Here is a 19341-nt window from a genome sequence, read left to right as displayed (position 1 = left end):
TTAGGCCCGCGAAGGTGGGCGCGGTGGCAAGCGGGGCCGGCGCGGCACCCTCACCCCGTACGGCGGATCGGAGATCTGATGAGCCGAACGGTTGATCACCTCTGCCGCAACGTTCAGCCGGCCCGGTCCCGTCATCAGAGCAGGACACCGGGAGTCGACGCCCCGGCCCACCGCTACGAGCCGGACCCGGCCGCCGCCCCGGAGTTGCTCGCCGCGTTGCGCGAGGACCGCCTCGCGGCGTGGGTCGCGGCGCACCCCGAGCGGGTCACCGGCCTGCGCTGACGCCGGCGGCGACGGGGTGGACACCCCACGCACCCGCCGCCGGCGGCCCGCTGCCGCCCGCCGATCGGGATCAGCGGTAGTCGTCCTCGTCGGGCGCGACCACCCGGGCCTGTTCCATGGCGTCCCAGTCGTCGACCTCCAGGCCACGGCTCGGCTCCTGTTCGCCGTCGGCCGGGTCGATCGAGGTGGCCTGCTCCACGGCGTCGGCCGGGGACGCCTCCGGGTCCCGCTCCTCCGGAGCGAGGTGGTCGCTCGGAGCGAAGTCCTCGTCGGGCTGACCCATCGTCCCTCCCTGATTCCGGTGGAAAGCTACCCACACCGTACGGGCTGACCCGGGTGCGCGCTCGGGGCCGAGGAGAAAGCCGAGTAGCCGGAATCGGTCCTCCGGGCCCGGCGGGCGGTGCCAGGATGGTGTCGTGGGATTCCTGATCCGGCTGGTGATCACGGCGATCGCTCTGTGGATCGCCACTCTGGTCGTGCCCGGCGTCGAGGTGGGCGGCCGGCACGGCGGCAACACGGCGCTCACCCTCGTGGTGGTGGCGTTGATCTTCGGCGTGGTCAACGCCGTGCTGAAGCCGGTGATCAAGGTGGTGGGCTGCGTCTTCTACCTGCTGACCCTGGGGCTGTTCGCGCTGGTGGTCAACGCGCTGCTGTTCCTGCTGACCGACTGGATCGCCCGCCAGCTGGACCTGCCGTTCCGGGTCGACGGCTTCTGGGCGGCCTTCTGGGGGGCCATCGTGATGGCCGTCGTGAGCTGGCTGATCAGCGTCGCCGTGCCGGATCGGTGGGAGGGCCGGTGAGGTGTCGGAGGGGGTGCCCGGTGCCCCGGTCGCCGGCCCACGCCTCGGGCGGGTCAAGGGTCGGTTACGCCCGTGGTCACCCTCTACGGGATACTTCCGGCGGAGGACAGCGCGGTCCGGCGCACCCACGGAAGACAGCGGCCAGTACGGCCGACAGCGGTAAGTAAGGAGCGTTCGATATGCCCATCGCTTCCCCCGAGGCCTACGCGGAGATGCTGGACCGTGCCAAGGCGGGCCGGTACGCGTACCCCGCGATCAACGTGACCTCCTCCCAGACGCTGAACGCGGCCCTGAAGGGCTTCGCCGACGCGGAGAGCGACGGCATCATCCAGGTCTCCACCGGCGGCGCGGAGTACCTGTCCGGCCCGTCCGTGAAGGACATGGTCACCGGTGCCGTGGCGTTCGCCGCGTACGCCCACGAGGTCGCCAAGAAGTACCCGGTCAACATCGCCCTGCACACCGACCACTGCCCGAAGGACAAGCTGGACAAGTTCGTCCGGCCCCTGATGCAGATCTCCAAGGAGCGGGTCGCCGCCGGCCAGGATCCGCTGTTCCAGTCGCACATGTGGGACGGCTCGGCCGTGCCGGTGGCGGAGAACCTGAAGATCGCGTCCGAGCTGCTGGACCGGGCCGCCGAGGCCAAGATCGTCCTGGAGATCGAGGTCGGCGTCGTCGGTGGCGAGGAGGACGGCGTCGAGAACGCCATCAACGACAAGCTCTACACCACCGTCGAGGACGGCCTGGCCATGGTCGAGGCCCTCGGCCTGGGCGAGAAGGGCCGCTACATGGCGGCGCTGACCTTCGGCAACGTGCACGGCGTCTACAAGCCGGGCAACGTCAAGCTCCGCCCGGAGATCCTCAACCAGATCCAGGAGGCGGTCGGCGCCAAGTACGGCAAGGACAAGCCGCTCAGCCTGGTCTTCCACGGCGGCTCCGGCTCGCTGCTGTCCGAGATCCGCGAGGCGCTGGACTACGGCGTGGTGAAGATGAACATCGACACCGACACCCAGTACGCCTTCACCCGGCCCGTCGCCGACCACATGTTGCGTAACTACGACGGCGTGCTGAAGATCGACGGCGAGGTCGGCAACAAGAAGCAGTACGACCCGCGCGCCTGGGGCAAGCTCGCCGAGGCCGGGCTCGCCGCCCGCGTCGCCGAGGCCTGCGAGCACCTGCGCTCCACCGGTACCAGGATGAAGTAACACCCACCCGTACGACACGGCGGCCGGCACCCGGGAGGGGCCGGCCGTCGTCGTCACGGGGGTCAGCCGGCGGTCAGCACCCGGACCGCCTCCCGCACGTCGTCGGTGAGGTGCACGGTGCCGGAGAGGTCACCGAACGGCGAGGCGGTCAGCAGCGGACGCAGCAGCGCCTCGATCGGCAGCTCCGTCGTCCAGTAGGCCCGGTCCAGGAAGACGTACGCGCCGCTCGACCCGTCCGTGCCGTAGTACGTCTTCGTCGCCGCCTGGAACACCTCCTGCACGGTGCCGGCCCGGCCGGGCGCGAAGACGATCCCGCCCCGGGCCAGCCGCAGGATGGTGTCCTCCCGGATGGCGTTGGAGAAGTACTTGGCGATCCGCCCGGCGAACAGGTTCGCCGGCTCGTGCCCGTACAGCCAGGTGGGGATGGCGAGCCCGCCGGCTCGCGCCCAGTCCACGCCGGCGCCGCGCTGCTGCGGCACGTCCGGCGGCGCGCCGTACCGGGCCCGGACCTCCAGCGCGGCGGCGGTGTAGCGCTCGTGGTCGGTGAAGTCCGGCGCGGTCGTCAGCAGGTCGATCGCCGCGGTCAGCTCCTCAACCGGCCGGCTCGACAGGTAGGCGCCCAGGTTGGCCGCCTCCATCACGCCGGGCCCGCCGCCGGTCACCACCAGCCGGTCGGCCCGGGCCAGCTCCCAGCCCAGCACCGCCGCCATCCGGTACGGCACGCTGCCCCGTCGGACGGCGTGCCCACCCATCACACCGACCACCGACTGCGGGCCGTGCGTGGCGAGCCAGGCGCGGGTGGCGTCGACCAGTGCGTTGTCCACGCCGTGATCGTGCAGCCGCTGGCCGAGCGCCTCCTTGACCTCGGGCAGCGCGCCGCCGTGCGCCCGGAAGTGCTCGTACACCCGGGTGTCGTACATGTTCGCGAAGCCGCCTTCGGCGAAGCCGGCGGCCAGTTCGTCGGGGGTGTAGAGGTGCGACGGCTGGGTCGGGTACGGCAGCCCGGAGAAGGGCGGCACCACGTTCGCACCGCGCCGGACCAGGTCGGCGCCCACCTCACGGGAGGCGAAGCGGCAGCCGACGAAGAGGGTGCCGGTCACCTCCGTCCCGGTGAGGTCGGGGACCGGGTCGAGGTCCAGGCGTAGGCCCTGGACGGTCAGCCCGCCCAGGGTGCCGGTGGTCAACCGCTGTTCGAAGATGCTGCGGGTCTCGATCTCGGTGGTGCTGGTGTCGTGCGGGGAGATGACATCCGCTGGAGGTGGGGTCGGCACCAGCCCATCCTGCCCACCCGGGGCAACCCGCCAAACCCGCCCGCCGGGACGCACCGCTGACCCGTCCGCCCGCCCGACCCGCCGGTTCGGCGGTGCGCCGGGCTCTGGACGACAGGAGCCCGGTGGCCTCGCCACCGGGCTCCTGCGTGACCGGTTCCTGGGGAGGCTCCGGACCAATAGTTGTAATGGAGAACATCTCCCGGCGGCATGGGCCGCAGGTCCCCCGGCGTGGGGCCGCAGGCGTGACCAATGCCTCAACCGTTCAGCCAACCAGGTCTGCCGACCCGCTCGCGCGACGTAGAGCGAAGCGGGTTGAATGGGACGATGCAGAACCTGTTGCCTGAGCCGCCGGCCACCCTCCTGCCGGTCCACGACGAGGCCGACGCCACGCTCGCCGCCGCCACCGAGGCCGGCACCGACGAGGCGTACGCCGAAGTCGCGGCCCGTTTCCCGACCTACAGCGCCGGCTGGGCGGCGCTCGCGGGCCGCGCCCTGGCCGCCGGCCAGGTCGTCTCGGCGTACGCGTACGCCCGGACCGGGTACCACCGGGGCCTGGACCAGCTGCGCCGCAGCGGCTGGAAAGGGCACGGCCCGGTGCCCTGGTCGCACGCGCCGAACCAGGGCTTCCTGCGCTGTCTGTACGTGCTCTCCCGGGCCGCCGGCGAGATCGGCGAGGCCGACGAGGCGGCCCGCTGCGCCCAGTTCCTGCGCGACTGCGATCCCGCCGCCGGGGACGCCCTGGCCAGCGCCTGATCCCTGCGAGCCGGTGCGACGGCCGGTCCGGCACCTGCCGGACCGGCCGTCGCGCTACTCAGAGCCCTTCGGCGACCGATGCGGCGATCTTCAGCCACGCGTCCCGGGTTGCCGAGGAGAGTCCTCCGTACCGGATCGGCTCACCGGTGTCGATCAAGCGCTCGTACGGGGCCAGCAGCACCGCCCGGGTCCGGGCCGCGAAGTGGTCCTGGATGGCCGGCAGGTCGATCTCCTTGCGTGACGGCGGCATGGACACCACCGTCACCGCCTGCCGGACCAGTCGCTGCCGGCCGCTCTGCTCCAGGTGGTCGAGCATCCGGGCGGCGGTCTCCGCCGAGTCGTTGCGCGCCGACATGGTCACCACGAGTTGGTCGGTGGCGTCCATCGCGGCCTGCCAGTTCTGCGCCCGGACGTTGTTGCCGGTGTCCACGAAGATCAGCTTGTAGAACCGGCTGACCACCTCCCGGATCTCGGCGAACGCCGACGCGGTGAGCATCTCCCCGCCGGTGGCCGACTCGTCCGAGGCGAGCACGTCGAACATCCCCTCGCCCTGCGAGCGGACGTACTGCGACAGGTCGCCGACCCGCCCGTGGGCACCCTGGAACTGGCCCAGGTCGCGCAGCATGTCGCGCACCGTGCGGGAGTGGAAGTCCTGCTGGGCGCGCATCCCGAGGGTGCCCTGGGTCTCGTTGTTGTCCCAGGCCAGCACGTACCCGCCGCGCTTCTGCCCGAACGTCATGGCGAGCAGCAGGATCGCCACGGTCTTGCCCGCGCCGCCCTTCGGGTTGACCACGGTCACCTGGCGCAGCCCGCCGAAGTTGCGGCGAACCATCTCGATGTCGTGGCGCAACTCCTGCTCGTGCCGCCCCGGCGGGAGCTTGATCAGCCCCGTCTTGTTCACCACGGCCCGTACGCCCATCGTGGCTACCGGGTCGGCCGGGCGGATCTGCCGGCGGCGGGTGAAGTCCTCGGCGGTCGGCGCGGTCCCGAGGTCGGGCGTCCAGCCCACGTCCGGGTATCCGGGCGGCACCCGGGTCACCCCGTCCGCCTCCTGGTAGGGCGGGTGCGTCACCGGGGCCGCCGGCTGCTGGCCGTGCTGCGGCCAGCCCGGGGGATACCAGCTCGGCTGCCCCGCGACGGGGGGCCCCGGGGCGGGCTGCTGTCCCGGCCCCCACCCCGCCGGTGGGCCCGTCACGGCCGCCGGTCCCCCGGCCGCGTACGGGTCGGCCGCCGGGATGGGGGCCGTGTACGGGTCGGCCGGCGTGCCGCCGGCGGCGGGCGGATAGGGGGTCGGGGGCAGCGGCCCGGGCGGGTTCATCACCGGCGGGAACGGCCCCGGCGGGTGCACTGCGCTTCCCGCCGGACCGGGTGCCGCACGCCAACTGGCATGCGGCACCGGTCCCCCCGGCTCCGTCCCGTCTGGCTCGGTCCCGCCAGCCGTCCCGACCGCAGCCGTCCCGACCGCAGCCGTCCCGACCGCAGCCGTCCCGACCGGACCCGGGCCTTCCTGCTCCGGTCCGCTCATGCCGGAACGCCTCGGTGGCAGGGCCCACGGGGACTCGGCCGTCCCCCGCGCTCCGCCGTTCGATCCCGGCACCGATCCGCCGGCCGTTCCGTTCCGCCCGTCGCCGCTCTCGGCAGCCCCGCTCTCGGCCGGTCCGCTTGCGGCCGGTCCGCTTGCGGCCGGTCCGCTTGCGGCCGGTCCGCTTGCGGCCGTTCCGCTCTCGGCCGGTCCGCCGCTCGCGCCCGGGTCGGTCACCGCCGTCGGACCGGTCACCTCGGGGAAGGTCGGGCCGACCGTCGGCGGCACGGTCGTCGGCGGCGCGGTCGTCGGGGGGCCGGGCATCGGGGGCAAGGTCGTCGGCGGTGTCGACGGGTCGGCCGGACCCACCGGCCGACGGGCCGGAATCGGGGCCGGGTGCGCGGTGGCCGCCTGGTCCAGGGTGAAGGGCAGGTGCAGATCCACCGGCCCGGGCGTCGGCTGCCCGGCCCGGGGGGCCGGCACACCGCCTACGGAGGTCGGCGCCCACGCGGTCTCCGACGGCACCGGCGCCCACCCGTCCGGTCCGTTCGCCGACCACTCGTCGGGCCCCGATGCGCTCTGCCCGTGCCCGTGCCCGTGCCCCTGGTCGTGTCCGTGGCCACCCCCGGCCTGCCCGCCCTGCGGTCCGACCACGGGGTATCCGCCCTGCAGCCCGGCGGTGGCCGGGTACCCGCCCTGCGTCCCGGCCTCTGGATACCCGGCCTGCGGCGCGACGGTGGGCGGGTATGCGTCCTGCTGCCCCGTCCCGGGCCGCGTGGCCGGCGAGGCAGCCAACGACGGGTACGCGCTCTGCGCGTCAGACCCCGGCCCGGGGACCGGTGGAAGGGGTGTCGGCTGCTGGGGTGTTGGCTGCTGGGGCGCACTCACCGCCCACGTCGGGCCGGAGTCGGCCGGCCCGGGATCGGTCGGGTCCGGCGGCCAGAGCGGTTCGATGTCCCGCTCCGGAGCTGGCTGCTGGCCGGGTACGTGGACCCGGTCGGCGTTGTCGTCCACGACGGTTCCTCCCCATTCCTCCTGCCGAGGATAGGCCCCGGGGCCGAGCCGTCGGCCATCGACGCGGATCTCCACCGGTCCGCGCCCCGGAGGCACTCCCCCCGGACACCCCAGCGTGCCGGCGAATCGTCCGGCATGGTGGCCGTCCCCGGCATGGTGGCCGTACCCGGGGCGGGCGCCGCCGGAAACGCCACAGAGGCTCTTCAGGCCGTCCAGACCGCCCAGGCGCCCGGCTCGGTCCACCACGACCGCTTTCGGCTCAGCTCCCCCTCGACCCCGTCGTCGAGGTAGGGCACCCGCTCGTCGCGCGGGATGACGGCCACCGCGCGCCCCCGCGCCCGGCGCACCTCGAACCGCATCCGCTTCCTGCCCAACGTCGAGCGGGTCACCACAGGAACGGCCACCGCCACCTCGACCACGCCGTCCGTCGGGTCTCCGGCGGTGAGCAGGGGAAGGCCGTCGAGCTGGGCGTATCCGCCCGCGTTGCCGATGGCGCAGGCCAGGAGGGGGTCGTCGCCCGCCGAGAGCACGACGTCGTCGACCTCGATCCGGCCCCGCCAGTGCAGCGGCCGGCCGGCGTCGTCGGCGGCGCCGAGCAGCGCGCCGTCCAGCGTCACCGAGCCGCCGTCGTTTCGCAGCAGGTCGAGCCGGCGGGGGGTGCCGTCCAGGATCGCGGCGGCCACGGCCACCGGGTCGCGCGGCAGCCCGAGCTGCGCCGCCAGGTCACGCTGCCCGCCGCCCCTGGCCGGGTCGAGCGGGAGTACGCCCACCGGCGGCAGGTCCGGCACCGTACGGTTCCCGGCCAGGTCGGCGGGGCGGCGGCTGGGCGGTGGGGCGTACCGCCGGACGAGCCGGCGCACGACGGCCCGCAGCTGGCTGTCGCTGGCCGTGGCGACGACCAGCCGGGTCTTCGAGTCGGGATCGGGCCAGGTGAGCCCGTCGGGGCGAGGTGGGCCGTCGAGCCGCGCCAGCACCTTGTCGATCTCGGCGTCCGAGCATGCGGTGACGGTCTCCACCCGGGCGCCCCGGGCGGTCAGCGCATCCGCGCAGGCCAGCACCGGCACCCGGGGAGTCTCGCACCGTTCCTCGGCCCGCTCGGGAGCGTCTCCGGTGGTGTCACCGCAGCAGGCCCCGCCGCTGCCGCAGCCCCCGCCGGGAGCGTCCCGCTCCGAGCCGAGGGTGAGCAGCACCACGTCGTACACGAAAGATTCTCCTGACTCTCGACGAACCCCTGCTGATCCCGCCCTGACCTCTTGTTAGCCTGACACCCCGGGCTCGCCGACCGGTCGCCACCTGGCACCCGAGCCTTCTGGAGGCGGAAAAGATGCCAGCGATCGTGCTCATCGGTGCTCAGTGGGGCGACGAGGGCAAGGGCAAGGTTACCGACCTGCTGGGTGAGCGGGTCGACTACGTCGTGCGCTACTCCGGCGGCAACAATGCCGGCCATACGGTGATCACCCCTGATGGGCAGAAGTACGCCCTGCACCTGATGCCGTCCGGCGCGCTCTCACCGAGCGCGATGATCATCATCGGCAACGGTGTGGTGGTCGACCCGAAGGTGCTGCTGACCGAGATCGACGGCCTCGCCGAGCGCGGGGTGGACGTGTCCCGGTTGCGGATCTCCGGTGACGCGCACCTGATCATGCCGCACCACCGGGCCCTGGACCTGGTGGTGGAGCGCTACCTCGGCAGCTCCCGGATCGGCACCACCGGCCGGGGCATCGGCCCGGCGTACGGGGACAAGGTCGCCCGGATGGGTATCCGGCTTCAGGATCTGCTCGACCCGGGCATCCTGCGCAAGAAGCTGGAGCTCGCGCTACGCGAGAAGAACCAGATCCTGTTCAAGGTGTACAACCGCAAGGCGATCGACGTCGAGGCGACCGTCGAGGAGTACCTGGAGTACGCCGAGCGGCTCAAGCCGTACATCGCCGAGACCCGGGTGATGCTCTGGGACGCCCTCGACCGGGGCGAGACGGTCCTGCTGGAGGGCGCCCAGGCCACCATGCTCGACATGGACCACGGCACGTACCCCTTCGTGACCTCGTCGAACCCGACGGCGGGCGGGGCGTGCGTGGGCGCCGGCATCCCGCCGACCGCGATCAACAAGGTCATCGCGGTGAGCAAGGCGTACACCACCCGGGTGGGCTCCGGTCCGTTCCCGACCGAGCTGTTCGACGACAACGGTCAGCACCTGCGCAAGGTCGGCCACGAGTACGGCACGACCACCGGCCGGGAGCGCCGCTGCGGCTGGTTCGACGCCGTCGTGGCCCGGTACGCCTGCCGCCTCAACGGCGTCACCGACCTGGTGATCACCAAGCTGGACGTGCTCACCGGCCTGCCGAAGGTCCCGCTCTGCGTCGGGTACGAGATCAACGGCGAGCGCTTCGACGACATGCCGATGACGCAGACCGAGTTCCACCACGCCACGCCGATCTACGAGGAGCACGACGGCTGGTGGGAGGACATCACCAAGGCGAGGACCGAGGCCGACCTCCCGGAGAACGCGAGACGCTACATCGCCCGCATCGAGGAGATCTGCGGCACCCGAGTCAGCATCGTAGGCGTGGGCCCAGGCCGCGAGGAAAACGTAACCCGCCACCCCCTCCTCCCCTAACCCCCTCCCTCTCCCTCCCCTCCCTCCGGCCTCCCCCCCGCCAGCCCCGTTGATCATGAAGTTATTGCCTGCCATCTCGGCGTGTCGCGGCAATAACTTCATGATCAACGCAGGCGGGTGGTGGGGGTTTTCCACAGGGTGGTGGGGGTTTTCCACAGGGGGTTTCGGGGGGTGGGTTGGGGGCGGGAACCTGGGTTCGTGGATGCGGTGGGGGCGGTTGGGGCGGTGGGGGTGGTGCGGCGGGTTGCCGCTGCGCAGGACGGTGTCGTGACGTTGGCGCAGGCGCGTGCCGCCGGTCTCACCGTGCACGAGGTCCAACGGTTGTGCCGCTCGGGGCGGTGGCGGGCGATCGCGCGAGGCGGTTACCTCGTGGACGCCGACCTGTACGACGGCGTCCCCCGGGTGGCCCGGATCAGGGCGGCGGTGGCGTCCTTCGGCCCGGGCGCAGCCGCCGTCCTCGGGACCGCCGCCGAGCTGCACCGGATCGCGGGGCTGCCCCGGTCCGACGCGATACACCTGTCCGTGCCCGGGGCGGTCGCCAGGCCGGCCCGCGCCGCGCACCCCGAGGTGGTCGTACACCAGTTGGTGATCGCGCCGGGTCAGCTCGGCTCGGTCGGGGGGATCGCGGCGACCGGGCCCCTGCGTACCGTCTCGGATCTCATCCTCCGTGAGGACCGCTACACCGCCGTGTCCCTGCTCGACTCCGCGCTGAACCGAGGACTCCTCGGGTCCGAGGAGTTGCGCCTGATCCCGTCCATGATCCGGGGCAGGCGGGGAGCGGTCTCGGCCCGCCTCCACCTCACCGAGGCGGACGGTCGGGCGCAGTCGCCGCTGGAGACCCGGACGAGGCTGCGCTGCGTCGACGGCGGGGTGCCGCCCGAGGTACTCCAGTTGGAGGTGCGTGACTCCGACGGTTACCTGCTCGGCATCGGTGATCTCGGCTGGCGTGCCGCGCGTCTGATCGCCGAGGCCGACGGGCGGGAGCCGCACAGCGGTCCGCAGGCGGTCTACGCCGACCGTCGACGCCAGAACCGACTGGTCAACGCGGGCTGGCGGGTCCTGCGTTTCACCTGGTCGGACACCCTGCGTCCCGACTACATCCCCTGGGCCGTCCGGCAGGCACTCAGGGACGCCTCTCTCCGTTGATCATGAAGTTATCGCCCCCGACACGCCGGGCGGCCGACAACAACTTCATGATCAACGGGTGGGGGGGAGGGGGTGGGTAGGATTTCCGGTCGTGCGGGTACTTCTTTTGGGTGGTGGGGGGCGGGAGCATGCGCTCGCGCTCGGGCTCGGCGCGGATCCGGCCGTCGAGGGGCTGATCGCCGCGCCCGGTAATCCCGGGATCGCCGGGGTGGCCCGGGTGGCCGAGCTGCGGGCGGTGGATGTCGCCGATCCCGCCGCAGTGGCCGCGCTGGCCGTGGAGACCGGCGTCGACCTGGTGGTGATCGGGCCCGAGGCGCCGCTGGTCGCCGGGGTCGCCGACGCCGTGCGTGCCAAGGGCATCGCGGCGTTCGGGCCGTCCGCAGAGGCCGCCCGGCTGGAGGGCTCGAAGACGTTCGCCAAGGACGTGATGACCGCCGCCGGCGTGCCGACCGCCCGGGCGTACACCTGCGCGGACGAGGCGTCCACCGCCGCCGCGCTGGACGAGTTCGGCCCGCCGTACGTGGTGAAGAACGACGGGCTGGCCGCCGGTAAGGGGGTCGTCGTCACCGACGACCGGGCCGCCGCGCTGGCGCACGCCGCCGAGTGCGGCCGGGTCGTCGTCGAGGAGTACCTGGCCGGCCCCGAGGTCTCCCTCTTCGTGGTCACCGACGGCGAGGCGGCGGTGCCGCTGCTGCCCGCGCAGGACTTCAAGCGGGTCGGCGACGGCGACTCCGGCCCGAACACCGGCGGCATGGGGGCGTACGCGCCGCTGCCCTGGGCGCCGTCCGGCCTGGTCGACGAGGTGATGGCCGACGTCGTCCACCCCACCCTGGCCGAGATGCGCCGCCGGGGCACCCCGTTCGCCGGGCTGCTCTACGTGGGCCTGGCGATGACCGCCGCCGGCCCTCGGGTGATCGAGTTCAACGCCCGTTTCGGTGACCCGGAGACCCAGGTCGTCCTCGCCCTGCTGGAGACACCGCTCGGCGGCCTGCTGCACGCCGCCGCCACCGGCACCCTGGCCGACCATCCGCCGCTGCGCTGGCGCGACGGCGCGGCGGTGACCGTGGTCGTGGCCGCCGACAACTACCCGGGCCCTCCGCGCACCGGCGACGTGATCACCGGCGCCGACCGTCCGGGCGTGATCCACGCGGGCACCGCCCGCCGGGCCGCCGACGGCGCGTTGCTCTCCGCCGGGGGCCGGGTTGTCTGCGGTACGGCCACCGGCCCCACCCTCGCCGCCGCGCGGGACGCCGCGTACGCGCTGGTCGGCGGCATCGGGCTGGCCGGCTCGCACCACCGCACCGACATCGCCGCCGCGGCGGTCGACGGTCGGATCACAATTCCCCGCTGACCAGGCAACCCCCGCCCTTCTCACCTCCGTTTGACCGGTGAGGTGAGGGGGTGGCGGATTGCCTGCCGACATCGAGGGCTACCGCGAGTACGTCGCTTCGCGGCTGGAGCCGTTGCGTCGCACGGCGTACCTGCTCTGCGGCGACTGGCACACGGCGGACGACCTGGTGTCGATGGCGCTGGTCCGGCTGTTTCCGGAATGAAGTGGTCGGCAAACAGCTGCAGAGCTCGAAGACCGCCGACGAGCCCCTGCTCACCGTGGAACAGCTCGCCGCGATCGCCCGGGCACCCGGCCTGACCGTTTACTCGTGAACCGTGGGTCGGTCGGCCGGGGCCGTCGGGGCGATCGGTGGGCGCGGGTCAGAACATGCCGAGGGCGGCGCCGATGACGGCCTGGGCGGTGGCGCTCAGCTCCTCGCCCTTGGCGTTCGTCGCGGTGATCGAGTACTCCACCCGGAACCGGCCGTCCCGGGTGGAGGCCACGGCGGCCAAATAGCCGAACCGGGAGCCGGTCTTGGCCCACAGGGTCTCGCCGTTCGGCAGCGGCATGGCGGTCAGCCCGGCGCTGTACCGGGCCGGCCCGCCCTCGACGTCGTCCACCTGCGGGAGGGTGAACATCTCGGTGAGCTGCGGCTCCGGCACCACCCGGCCGGTGAACAGCGCCGTGATGAAGGTGTCCAGGTCGGCGATGCTGGAGATGACGTCCCCGGAGGCCGGGGTGAAGGTCTGGCTCCAGGTGGTCGCGTCCACCAGCTCGGTCACCCCGCCGCGCACCACGGCCTGGTAGCCGTGCGCGTGCGGGCCGCGGATGCGCGGGTCGTCGCCCGGCGCGTACGTGTCCCGCAGGCCGAGCGGCCGGGCGATCCGCCGGTCAAGCTCCGCCTCGTACGAGTGGCCGGTGACCTTCTCGATCAGCAGGCCGGCGACGATGTAGCCCATGTTGGTGTAGTGCTGCTTCTCGCCGGGGGAGAACTCGCGCGGGTTGTCCAGCCCGCGCCGGACGATCTGTTCCGGGGTCCACCGGTCGTACCGGTGGGCGAGCTGCCACTCGACGCCGCCCGGCATCGTCGGGCTGGGGATGCCGCTGGTGTGGTCGAGCAGCTGGCGGACGGTCACGGTCGGGTAGTCGGCGGGCAGCAGGCCGGGCAGGTATCCCTGCACCGGCCCGTTGAGGTCGACCCGCCCCTCGGCGGCGAGCTGGAGCACCAGGGCGGCGGTGAAGACCTTGGTTGCGCTGCCCACCCGGAACCGCGCGTGCGCCGGCACCGGGGCCTGGGCGCGCAGGTCCCGTACGCCGCTGGTGCCTGTCCAGCAGCCCTCCGGGGTGGTGATCCGCACCTGGGCGCTGGTCGCGTCGGCGCTGGGTAGGCCGGCGATCGCCGCCCGGAGGGGGCTGGGGTCGAGGGTGCCGAGCCGGCAGCCGGCGCCGCCACGGCCGAGCACCGTCGCCCCGGCAGCCACGGAGCCAGCGGCGGCGGGGTCGGCGGTGGACGGGGCGGCGTAGGCCGCGCCGGGGGCGGTGACGGTCAGCAGGGCGCCGAGCGCCGTGGCGACGAGGACGGTCCGGCGATTCGTGGTTTTCATGCCGTCGAGCCTGCCCGCCGGGGAGAGCCCGGGGCATCCGGGAGAGTCCCCCGGCGCACCCCGGCCGGCGGCTCGGGTGAGTCCCTGAGTGCCCGGTCCACGGCTGGGGAGAATCCTTCGGTCGTGGTGGTGGCGCATCCCGTCAGTCGTAGTAGCGGCGCAGCTCGCGGCTCAGCACCTTGCCGGTGGCGTTGCGCGGCAGGTACTTCACGAAGACCACGTCCCGGGGCACGGAGAACCGGGCCAGGTAGTGCCGGACGTACTCGCGGACCGCCTCCGGGTCCAGCGTCTCGCCGGGGTGCAGCGCGAGGAACGCGGCCAGTCGCTGGCCGTACTCCGGGTCCGGCACGCCGATGACGGCAGCCTCCCGGACCTGGGGGAGCCGGGCGATCAGGTCCTCCACCTCGGACGGGAAGACGTTCTCCCCGCCGGAGACGATCATGTCGTCGGCTCGCCCGTCGACGAAGAGGAGCCCGTCGACGCCGACCCGGCCGAGGTCCCCGGTGTCCAGCAGCCCGTCCCGGCTCTCCCGTCCCGCTCCCGAGGTGTAGCCCTCGAACAGCATCTCGTTGCCCACGAAGATCCGGCCGACCTGGCCGTCGGGGACCTGCCGCCCCTCCTCGTCGAGGATCCGCAGCCGGGTGCCGTGCGGCGGCCGGCCGGCGGTGGTGGGGGCCCGTCGTAGGTCGGCGGGGCCCGCGATGGACGCCCAGGAGACCTCGGTGGAGCCGTACAGGTTGTAGAGGACGTCGCCGTAGGCGTCCATGAACCTCGTGGCGAGCCCGCCGGGCAGCGCGGAACCGCTGACCGCGACCACCTTCAGCGGCGGCCTCCGGCCGGGCGGGGGCACCTCCATCAGCCGCTGCACCATCACCGGCACCGCGAACATGGCGTCGCAGCGCTGCGCCGCCAGCGCGTCCAGCGTGGCGGCCGGGTCGAAGCGGCGGTGCAGCACGATGGTCGCCCGCAGGGCGAAGCAGACCTGGAGGGCGGCGTACCCCCAGGTGTGGAACAGCGGCGCGGCGATCAGCACGGTGTGCCGGACGTGCAGCGGGATGCGGTCGATGATGGACACCAGCGGGCCGAAGCCGTGCGGGGTGGGCCGGCGGGCCCCCTTGGGCGCGCCGGTGGTGCCGGAGGTGAGCACGATGGTTCGGCCGTCGCGCGGCGGCGGCCGGAGGTCGCCGGGCTGCGCCCACGTGACCAGCTCCTCCTGCCGGGCCTCGTCGACCCGGTGCAGCTCGGCGGGGAGGCCGGGGAGCCGGTCGGCGAACTCGGCGTCGTGCACCAGGACCTTGAGCGCCTGCTCCTCGGCGATGGTGGCGAGCTGCGCGGCGGAGAGCCCGGAGTTGACCAGCACCGCGTCCGCGCCGAGCAGGGTGGTGGCGACCATGGCTTCGATCAGCCCGTGGTGGTTGCGGCAGAGCAGCCCGATCCGGTCCCCGGCCTGGACGCCGAGCACGCCGCGCAGCGACTTCGCCAGCCGCTCGGCCCGGTCCAGCAGGTCCCGGTACGTCAGTTCGGCGCCCAGCTCGTCGATGACGGCGGTGCGGCCCGGTTCCCGGGCGGCGGCCTGGCGCAGCTCGCCGGCGAGGCCCCAACCCCACCTGCGCAGCGCGCCGAGCTGGGAGGCGATCCGGGTCGGTCGGCCCGGGGTGAGCAGCCCGCGCCGGGTCAGCGTGGCGACGACGAACGGCAGGTCCATGCACGGCCTCCTTCGGCGGTGCGGGGCCCCACCTGTGGGGCTCCTCGCCGGGCGTGTCAGGTCTCAGGTGCCGCCGGTGTTGCTGGGGGCCGGCCACGCCCTGCTCACGGGCCCCTCCGGTGCCGGTCTCCACCGCGCAGGCGCCCTCGGCGACGAGGGTGCCGGCGCGGTGGTCGCGCGTGGTGGTGCGGGGCCGCTCCGGCGGCGGTCAGCGGATGTGCACGCCGGAGATGGCCCGGGAGATGACCAGCCGCTGGATCTCCGAGGTGCCCTCGAAGATGGTGTAGATCTTCGCGTCCCGGTACCAGCGCTCGACCGGGTGGTCCCGCAGGAAGCCGGCCCCGCCGAGCAACTGGACCGCCTTCTCGGTGACCGAGACGGCCACCTCGCCGGCCTTGAGCTTGGACATCGAGCCCTCGCCGGCGGTGAACGGGCGGTTGTTGCGACCCATCCAGGACGCCCGCCAGACCAGCAGCCGGGCCGCGTCGATCTCCATCCTCATGTCGGCCAGCGCGAACGCGACGGCCTGGTTCTCGATGATCGGCCGACCGAACTGGACCCGGTCCTTCGCATAGTCGAGGGCGTATTCGTAGGCGGCCCGGGCCACGCCGAGCGCCTGCGCGCCGACGGTCGGCCGGGACAGCTCGAAGGTGCGCATCGCGGCCTGGCCGGAGGCGCGCTGGCCGGAGCGGGCCCGGGCGAGCCGCTCCAGGAGGGCCTCCCGCCCGCCGAGCAGGCAGCTGCCCGGCACCCGGACGTCGTCGAGGAAGACGTCCGCCGTGTGCGAGGCGCGCAGCCCCAGCTTGCGCAGCTTCCGGGTGGCGCTCAACCCGGCGGTGCCCGGCGGTACGACGAACGCGGCCTGGCCGCGCGAGCCGAGCGTCGGGTCGATCGAGGCGGTGACGACATGCACCCCGGCGATCCCACCGTTGGTGGCGTACGCCTTCTGCCCGCGCAGCACCCACTCGTCGGTGGCCTCGTCGTAGACGGCCCGGGTGCGCATCGCGCCGACGTCGGAGCCGGCCTCCGGCTCGGTGGTGCAGAACGCCGCGACGGCGGGTGAGTCGACGTCGCCGAAGCACTGCGGGACCCACTCGACGAGCTGGTCGGGGGTGCCCGCGCCGTAGATGGCGGCCACCGCGAGGGAGGTGCCGAAGATGCCCAGGCCGATGCCGGCGTCGCCCCAGAAGAGCTCCTCGCTGGCGATCGGGAGGGACAGGCCGGTGGGGTCGGCCCAGCAGGTGGCGAGGAACTCGAAGCCGTACAGGCCGACTTTCGCCGCCTCCTGGATGACGGGCCAGGGGGTCTCTTCCCGTTCGTCCCACTCGGCGGCGGCCGGGCGCACGACCTCGGCGGCGAAGCCGTGCACCCAGTCCCGCAGGTCCCGCTGTTCCTCGTTCAGGTCGAGCGAGAACTCGGCCATGTCAGCCCTTGGGGATGTCGAACAGGTTGGCGATGTTGGCGGCCAGGCCCAGGTCGCCCTTGGCCTTCAGCTTGCCCGTCATGAACATCATGACCGGGTTGGCCCCGCCGGAGACGATCTTCAGGAACTCGACCGGGCCCATGGTGAGGCTCAGCTTCGGGTCGTGCTGCGGGGTCTCGTTGACCACGCAGGCGCCGTCGGCGATGGCGATCTCGTACGTGTCGGTGCCACCGTCGGGGCGGCCGGTGATGTTCCAGTGGATCACCGCGTTGGTGGCGCCGGCCCGGTCGGCGCGGAACAGCGAGGGCATCCGGCCGAAGACCTCGCTCAGAACCTTGCCGCGCAGGTCGCCGGACATCACCTCGGCGATCTTGTCGTCGGGGGTGGACTTGACCAGCTGGGCGAACTCCTTCGGGCCGTAGTTGGCGAAGTTTGCCGGGTCGAAGTCGGTCATGGGAGATGCACCTCTCGGGCGGTGAATATGGTTACTCAAGTGTGGTTACTCAAGCGTAACCTTACGCATGAGTAGGTATGCTCGCAAGGTGTCCAGCACCCCCACCTTCAAGCGCCTGCCCCGGGCCGTACGCGAGCAGCAGATGCTCGACGCGGCCGTCCGGGTCTTCTCCCGGCGCGGCTTCCACGCGGCCAGCATGGACGAGATCGCCGAGGCCGCCGGCATCTCCAAGCCCATGGTCTACGCATACCTCGGCACCAAGGAGGAGCTCTTCGTCGCCTGCCTGCACCGCGAGGGCACCCGGATGACGGAGGCAATCGCCGGGGCCGCCGCCCCCGATCTGGACGCCGACGAGCGGCTCTGGCGCGGGCTGCGGGCGTTCTTCGGCTTCGTCGGGGCGCACCGGGACGGCTGGGCGGTGCTCTACCGGCAGGCCCGGGGCTCGCAGCCGTTCGCCGGGGAACTGGCCGCCATGCGGGCCCGGCTCGTCGAGGTGGTCGCCGGGATGCTCGACCACGCGCTGCGCGCCCGGGGGCGCGAGGTGAGCGCAACAGACCTGGAGGTCGTCGCGTACGCCCTGGTCGGCGCGAGCGAGTCGCTGGCCGACTGGCTCGCCGACCACCCGGAGGCCGACCCGGAGAAGACCGCCACCCGGATGATGAACGTCGCCTGGCTCGGCGCCGACCAGCTTCTGCGCGGCAGCACCTGGCGTCCGCCGCAGCAGTAGCCCGGCGGGAAACCGTCGGCGGGCGCCGCAGGCGCAGCCAGCCCGGCGGCCACGAGGATGCGCACACTACGTCGGGAAAGACCCTTCGTCTTTGACCTACATCAATGTACCGGGACCGTCGCGCCCGGTATCGTCATCCATGACAATGATGGCCGTCGAGGCCCGTTCGGTACCTCTCACACCGTTCTGACAACACCTGACGACGGCGTCTGACATGGGGGACGAGTGGAAGACCAGCGTGCTGCCGCCGAGTCGATTCAGGACGGCATGGCCGCCGAGAGGTTCGCCCATCAGTTGCGAACACTGCGGACCAGCGTGGGCAACCCGTCATTCCGGAAAATGGCTGGGCGGTCGGGCCGCATCTCGCACACGACGCTGCACGAGGCTGCCGCCGGGACCAGGTTTCCCTCGTGGGAGACCACGCGCGAGTTCGTCCGGGCCTGCGGGGCGGACGAGGTCCAGTGGCGGCGCCGATGGGAGGACGCTCAGAGCCCGGGGACGGGACACTCCGTCCCGGACGGCGACCTGATGGCGGTCAGCACCGATTCCTCGGCCGCAGTCGAAACCCGGGGCACCCTGGACGCGGTGACGTCCGGCGTCGTGGCCGCCGAGACGTCCCACGCCGTGGACACTCCGGCGGCCGGTAGGCCCGCCGTGTCCGGCGTCGCCGCGTCTTCGGACCTCGTGCCGGTGGGCCAACGCGCGCTGCGGGCCGTGGAGCACCCGCAGGCGGCGGAGGACGAGGTCACGGGTGTGCGACGGCACCGGTTGCGGTGGCTCGCCGTCGTGGTGGCGGTGGCGGTGGTCGCCGTCCTGGGCGTCACCGTCCGCGGCCTGTCGTCCCCGGACGGCCCCGGCGCCGTGGCGGCGTCGCCGTCATCGGCAGGGTTCTCGGACGCGCTGATTCCCGGGGACTCGAGCCAGTTCGTCGCCGACGTCACCATCCCCGACGGTACGCGGGTGAAGGTGAACGCCCGCTTCGTGAAGGTGTGGGCGCTCGCGAACGTGGGATCGGTCGATTGGCACAAACGCTTCCTGGCGCGGATGAACCCCACCGGTGACGATGACGGTTGCCAGGTGCCGGATCGGGTGGCGATCGGCGACACGCCGCCCGGCGAGCAGGTGATGATCAGTGTTCCGGTCATCGCGCCGAGCCGCCCCGGGAAGTGCTGGGTCAGCTGGAAGATCGTCGACGAGCACGGGCGGGCCTACTTTCCCAGCCGCCGGCCGATTTACTTCATGGTCACCGTCACCGCCTGACTGCGTCCGGCGGCAGCCGCGGTCAAGCCCGCCGAGCCGCCGCCCCGGTCGATTTCCCGGGTCCCGGCTCGCCCCGACCGGTGTCAGAGCGCGAATGTTCGATGTAAGTCCCGGGTGCCACCCAAGCTGACAACAGCGAATTTGCCCAGGTCGATGACGGCCGTACGGATCTGACAGGACAGCGGGGTACCGAACAGCAGGCCCCTTCTCGCAGAGTGATGTTCGTTCCGAGCG

Annotated in this window: 18 protein-coding genes and 1 pseudogene; 11 read left to right on the top strand and 8 right to left on the bottom strand. The window is 72.9% G+C overall.

All coding sequences use genetic code 11. The annotated features are described in order from the left end of the window. The first annotated feature begins 78 nt into the window (after positions 1-78). Complete coding sequence (locus ACH4T9_RS22785; RefSeq protein WP_396671713.1) at positions 79-282, top strand: hypothetical protein; 204 nt, start codon at positions 79-81, stop codon at positions 280-282. A gap of 70 nt (positions 283-352) precedes the next feature. On the opposite strand, the gene ACH4T9_RS22780 is transcribed toward ACH4T9_RS22785, so the two are convergent. Continuing rightward, positions 353-565, bottom strand: coding sequence for a hypothetical protein (locus ACH4T9_RS22780; protein ID WP_396671712.1), 213 nt, complete (start codon positions 563-565; stop codon positions 353-355). A 133-nt stretch (positions 566-698) separates the two neighbouring features. Here ACH4T9_RS22780 and ACH4T9_RS22775 point away from each other — a divergent pair, with 133 nt between their 5' ends. Both ACH4T9_RS22775 and fbaA read left to right on the top strand, forming a co-directional pair. Further along, a complete protein-coding gene (locus ACH4T9_RS22775) occupies positions 699-1082 on the top strand; it encodes a phage holin family protein (RefSeq protein ID WP_350880498.1) in 384 nt (127 codons plus the stop codon). Positions 1083-1261: 179 nt separating this feature from the next. Further along, a complete protein-coding gene (gene fbaA, locus ACH4T9_RS22770; protein ID WP_350880500.1) occupies positions 1262-2284 on the top strand; it encodes a class II fructose-bisphosphate aldolase in 1023 nt (340 codons plus the stop codon). A gap of 62 nt (positions 2285-2346) precedes the next feature. Here the strand turns inward: fbaA and ACH4T9_RS22765 are convergent, their stop codons facing one another. Then, positions 2347-3555: an LOG family protein gene (locus tag ACH4T9_RS22765; protein WP_396671711.1), complete on the bottom strand. Its 1209-nt coding sequence runs from the start codon at positions 3553-3555 to the stop codon at positions 2347-2349. Between the two features lie 324 nt (positions 3556-3879). Here ACH4T9_RS22765 and ACH4T9_RS22760 point away from each other — a divergent pair, with 324 nt between their 5' ends. Then, the gene (locus ACH4T9_RS22760) at positions 3880-4308 is read left to right on the top strand and encodes a DUF3151 domain-containing protein (protein ID WP_396671710.1); all 429 of its coding nucleotides are present in this window, start codon (positions 3880-3882) and stop codon (positions 4306-4308) included. Positions 4309-4366: 58 nt separating this feature from the next. Here the strand turns inward: ACH4T9_RS22760 and ACH4T9_RS22755 are convergent, their stop codons facing one another. Both ACH4T9_RS22755 and ACH4T9_RS22750 read right to left on the bottom strand, forming a co-directional pair. Further along, a complete protein-coding gene (locus tag ACH4T9_RS22755; protein WP_396672063.1) occupies positions 4367-6154 on the bottom strand; it encodes a chromosome partitioning protein in 1788 nt (595 codons plus the stop codon). Positions 6155-7047: 893 nt separating this feature from the next. Further along, the gene (locus ACH4T9_RS22750; protein WP_396671709.1) at positions 7048-8046 is read right to left on the bottom strand and encodes a hypothetical protein; all 999 of its coding nucleotides are present in this window, start codon (positions 8044-8046) and stop codon (positions 7048-7050) included. Between the two features lie 122 nt (positions 8047-8168). Here ACH4T9_RS22750 and ACH4T9_RS22745 point away from each other — a divergent pair, with 122 nt between their 5' ends. From ACH4T9_RS22745 to ACH4T9_RS22730, 4 genes are all read left to right on the top strand, one after another. Next, complete coding sequence (locus ACH4T9_RS22745; protein ID WP_350880507.1) at positions 8169-9458, top strand: adenylosuccinate synthase; 1290 nt, start codon at positions 8169-8171, stop codon at positions 9456-9458. 171 nt (positions 9459-9629) lie between these two features. Continuing rightward, on the top strand, positions 9630-10604 hold the full coding sequence (locus tag ACH4T9_RS22740; RefSeq protein WP_396671708.1) for a type IV toxin-antitoxin system AbiEi family antitoxin domain-containing protein: 975 nt from the start codon (positions 9630-9632) through the stop codon (positions 10602-10604). A gap of 91 nt (positions 10605-10695) precedes the next feature. Beyond that, positions 10696-11955 carry a phosphoribosylamine--glycine ligase gene (gene purD / locus ACH4T9_RS22735; protein ID WP_396671707.1) on the top strand — a complete coding sequence of 420 codons (1260 nt, stop codon included), beginning with the start codon at positions 10696-10698 and terminating at the stop codon, positions 11953-11955. A 58-nt stretch (positions 11956-12013) separates the two neighbouring features. Then, on the top strand, positions 12014-12157 hold the full coding sequence (locus ACH4T9_RS22730) for a hypothetical protein (RefSeq protein ID WP_396671706.1): 144 nt from the start codon (positions 12014-12016) through the stop codon (positions 12155-12157). Positions 12158-12314: 157 nt separating this feature from the next. On the opposite strand, the gene ACH4T9_RS22725 is transcribed toward ACH4T9_RS22730, so the two are convergent. From ACH4T9_RS22725 to ACH4T9_RS22710, 4 genes are all read right to left on the bottom strand, one after another. Continuing rightward, a complete protein-coding gene (locus ACH4T9_RS22725) occupies positions 12315-13538 on the bottom strand; it encodes a serine hydrolase domain-containing protein (protein WP_396671705.1) in 1224 nt (407 codons plus the stop codon). Positions 13539-13680: 142 nt separating this feature from the next. Then, positions 13681-15243 (bottom strand): AMP-binding protein, encoded by a 1563-nt coding sequence (locus tag ACH4T9_RS22720; RefSeq protein ID WP_396671704.1) that lies wholly within the window; start codon positions 15241-15243, stop codon positions 13681-13683. A gap of 208 nt (positions 15244-15451) precedes the next feature. Continuing rightward, the gene (locus tag ACH4T9_RS22715; protein WP_396671703.1) at positions 15452-16666 is read right to left on the bottom strand and encodes an acyl-CoA dehydrogenase family protein; all 1215 of its coding nucleotides are present in this window, start codon (positions 16664-16666) and stop codon (positions 15452-15454) included. Between the two features lies 1 nt (position 16667). Then, on the bottom strand, positions 16668-17120 hold the full coding sequence (locus ACH4T9_RS22710; RefSeq protein WP_396671702.1) for an SCP2 sterol-binding domain-containing protein: 453 nt from the start codon (positions 17118-17120) through the stop codon (positions 16668-16670). An 88-nt stretch (positions 17121-17208) separates the two neighbouring features. Here ACH4T9_RS22710 and ACH4T9_RS22705 point away from each other — a divergent pair, with 88 nt between their 5' ends. The 3 genes and pseudogenes from ACH4T9_RS22705 (at position 17209) to ACH4T9_RS22695 (ending at position 19107) form a co-directional block, all read left to right on the top strand. Continuing rightward, positions 17209-17847 (top strand): TetR/AcrR family transcriptional regulator, encoded by a 639-nt coding sequence (locus tag ACH4T9_RS22705; RefSeq protein WP_396671701.1) that lies wholly within the window; start codon positions 17209-17211, stop codon positions 17845-17847. A gap of 267 nt (positions 17848-18114) precedes the next feature. Then, a pseudogene (locus ACH4T9_RS22700) lies at positions 18115-18303 on the top strand (helix-turn-helix domain-containing protein); the annotation flags it as partial. Between the two features lie 198 nt (positions 18304-18501). Continuing rightward, positions 18502-19107, top strand: coding sequence for an NBR1-Ig-like domain-containing protein (locus tag ACH4T9_RS22695; RefSeq protein ID WP_396672062.1), 606 nt, complete (start codon positions 18502-18504; stop codon positions 19105-19107). Positions 19108-19341: the final 234 nt, after the last annotated feature.

Origin of the sequence: Micromonospora sp. NPDC020750, from assembly GCF_044334565.1 — a bacterium.
Lineage (GTDB): Bacteria > Actinomycetota > Actinomycetes > Mycobacteriales > Micromonosporaceae > Micromonospora.
Note: the sequence above shows the minus strand (reverse complement) of the source record. Positions and strands in the feature narration are given on the sequence as shown.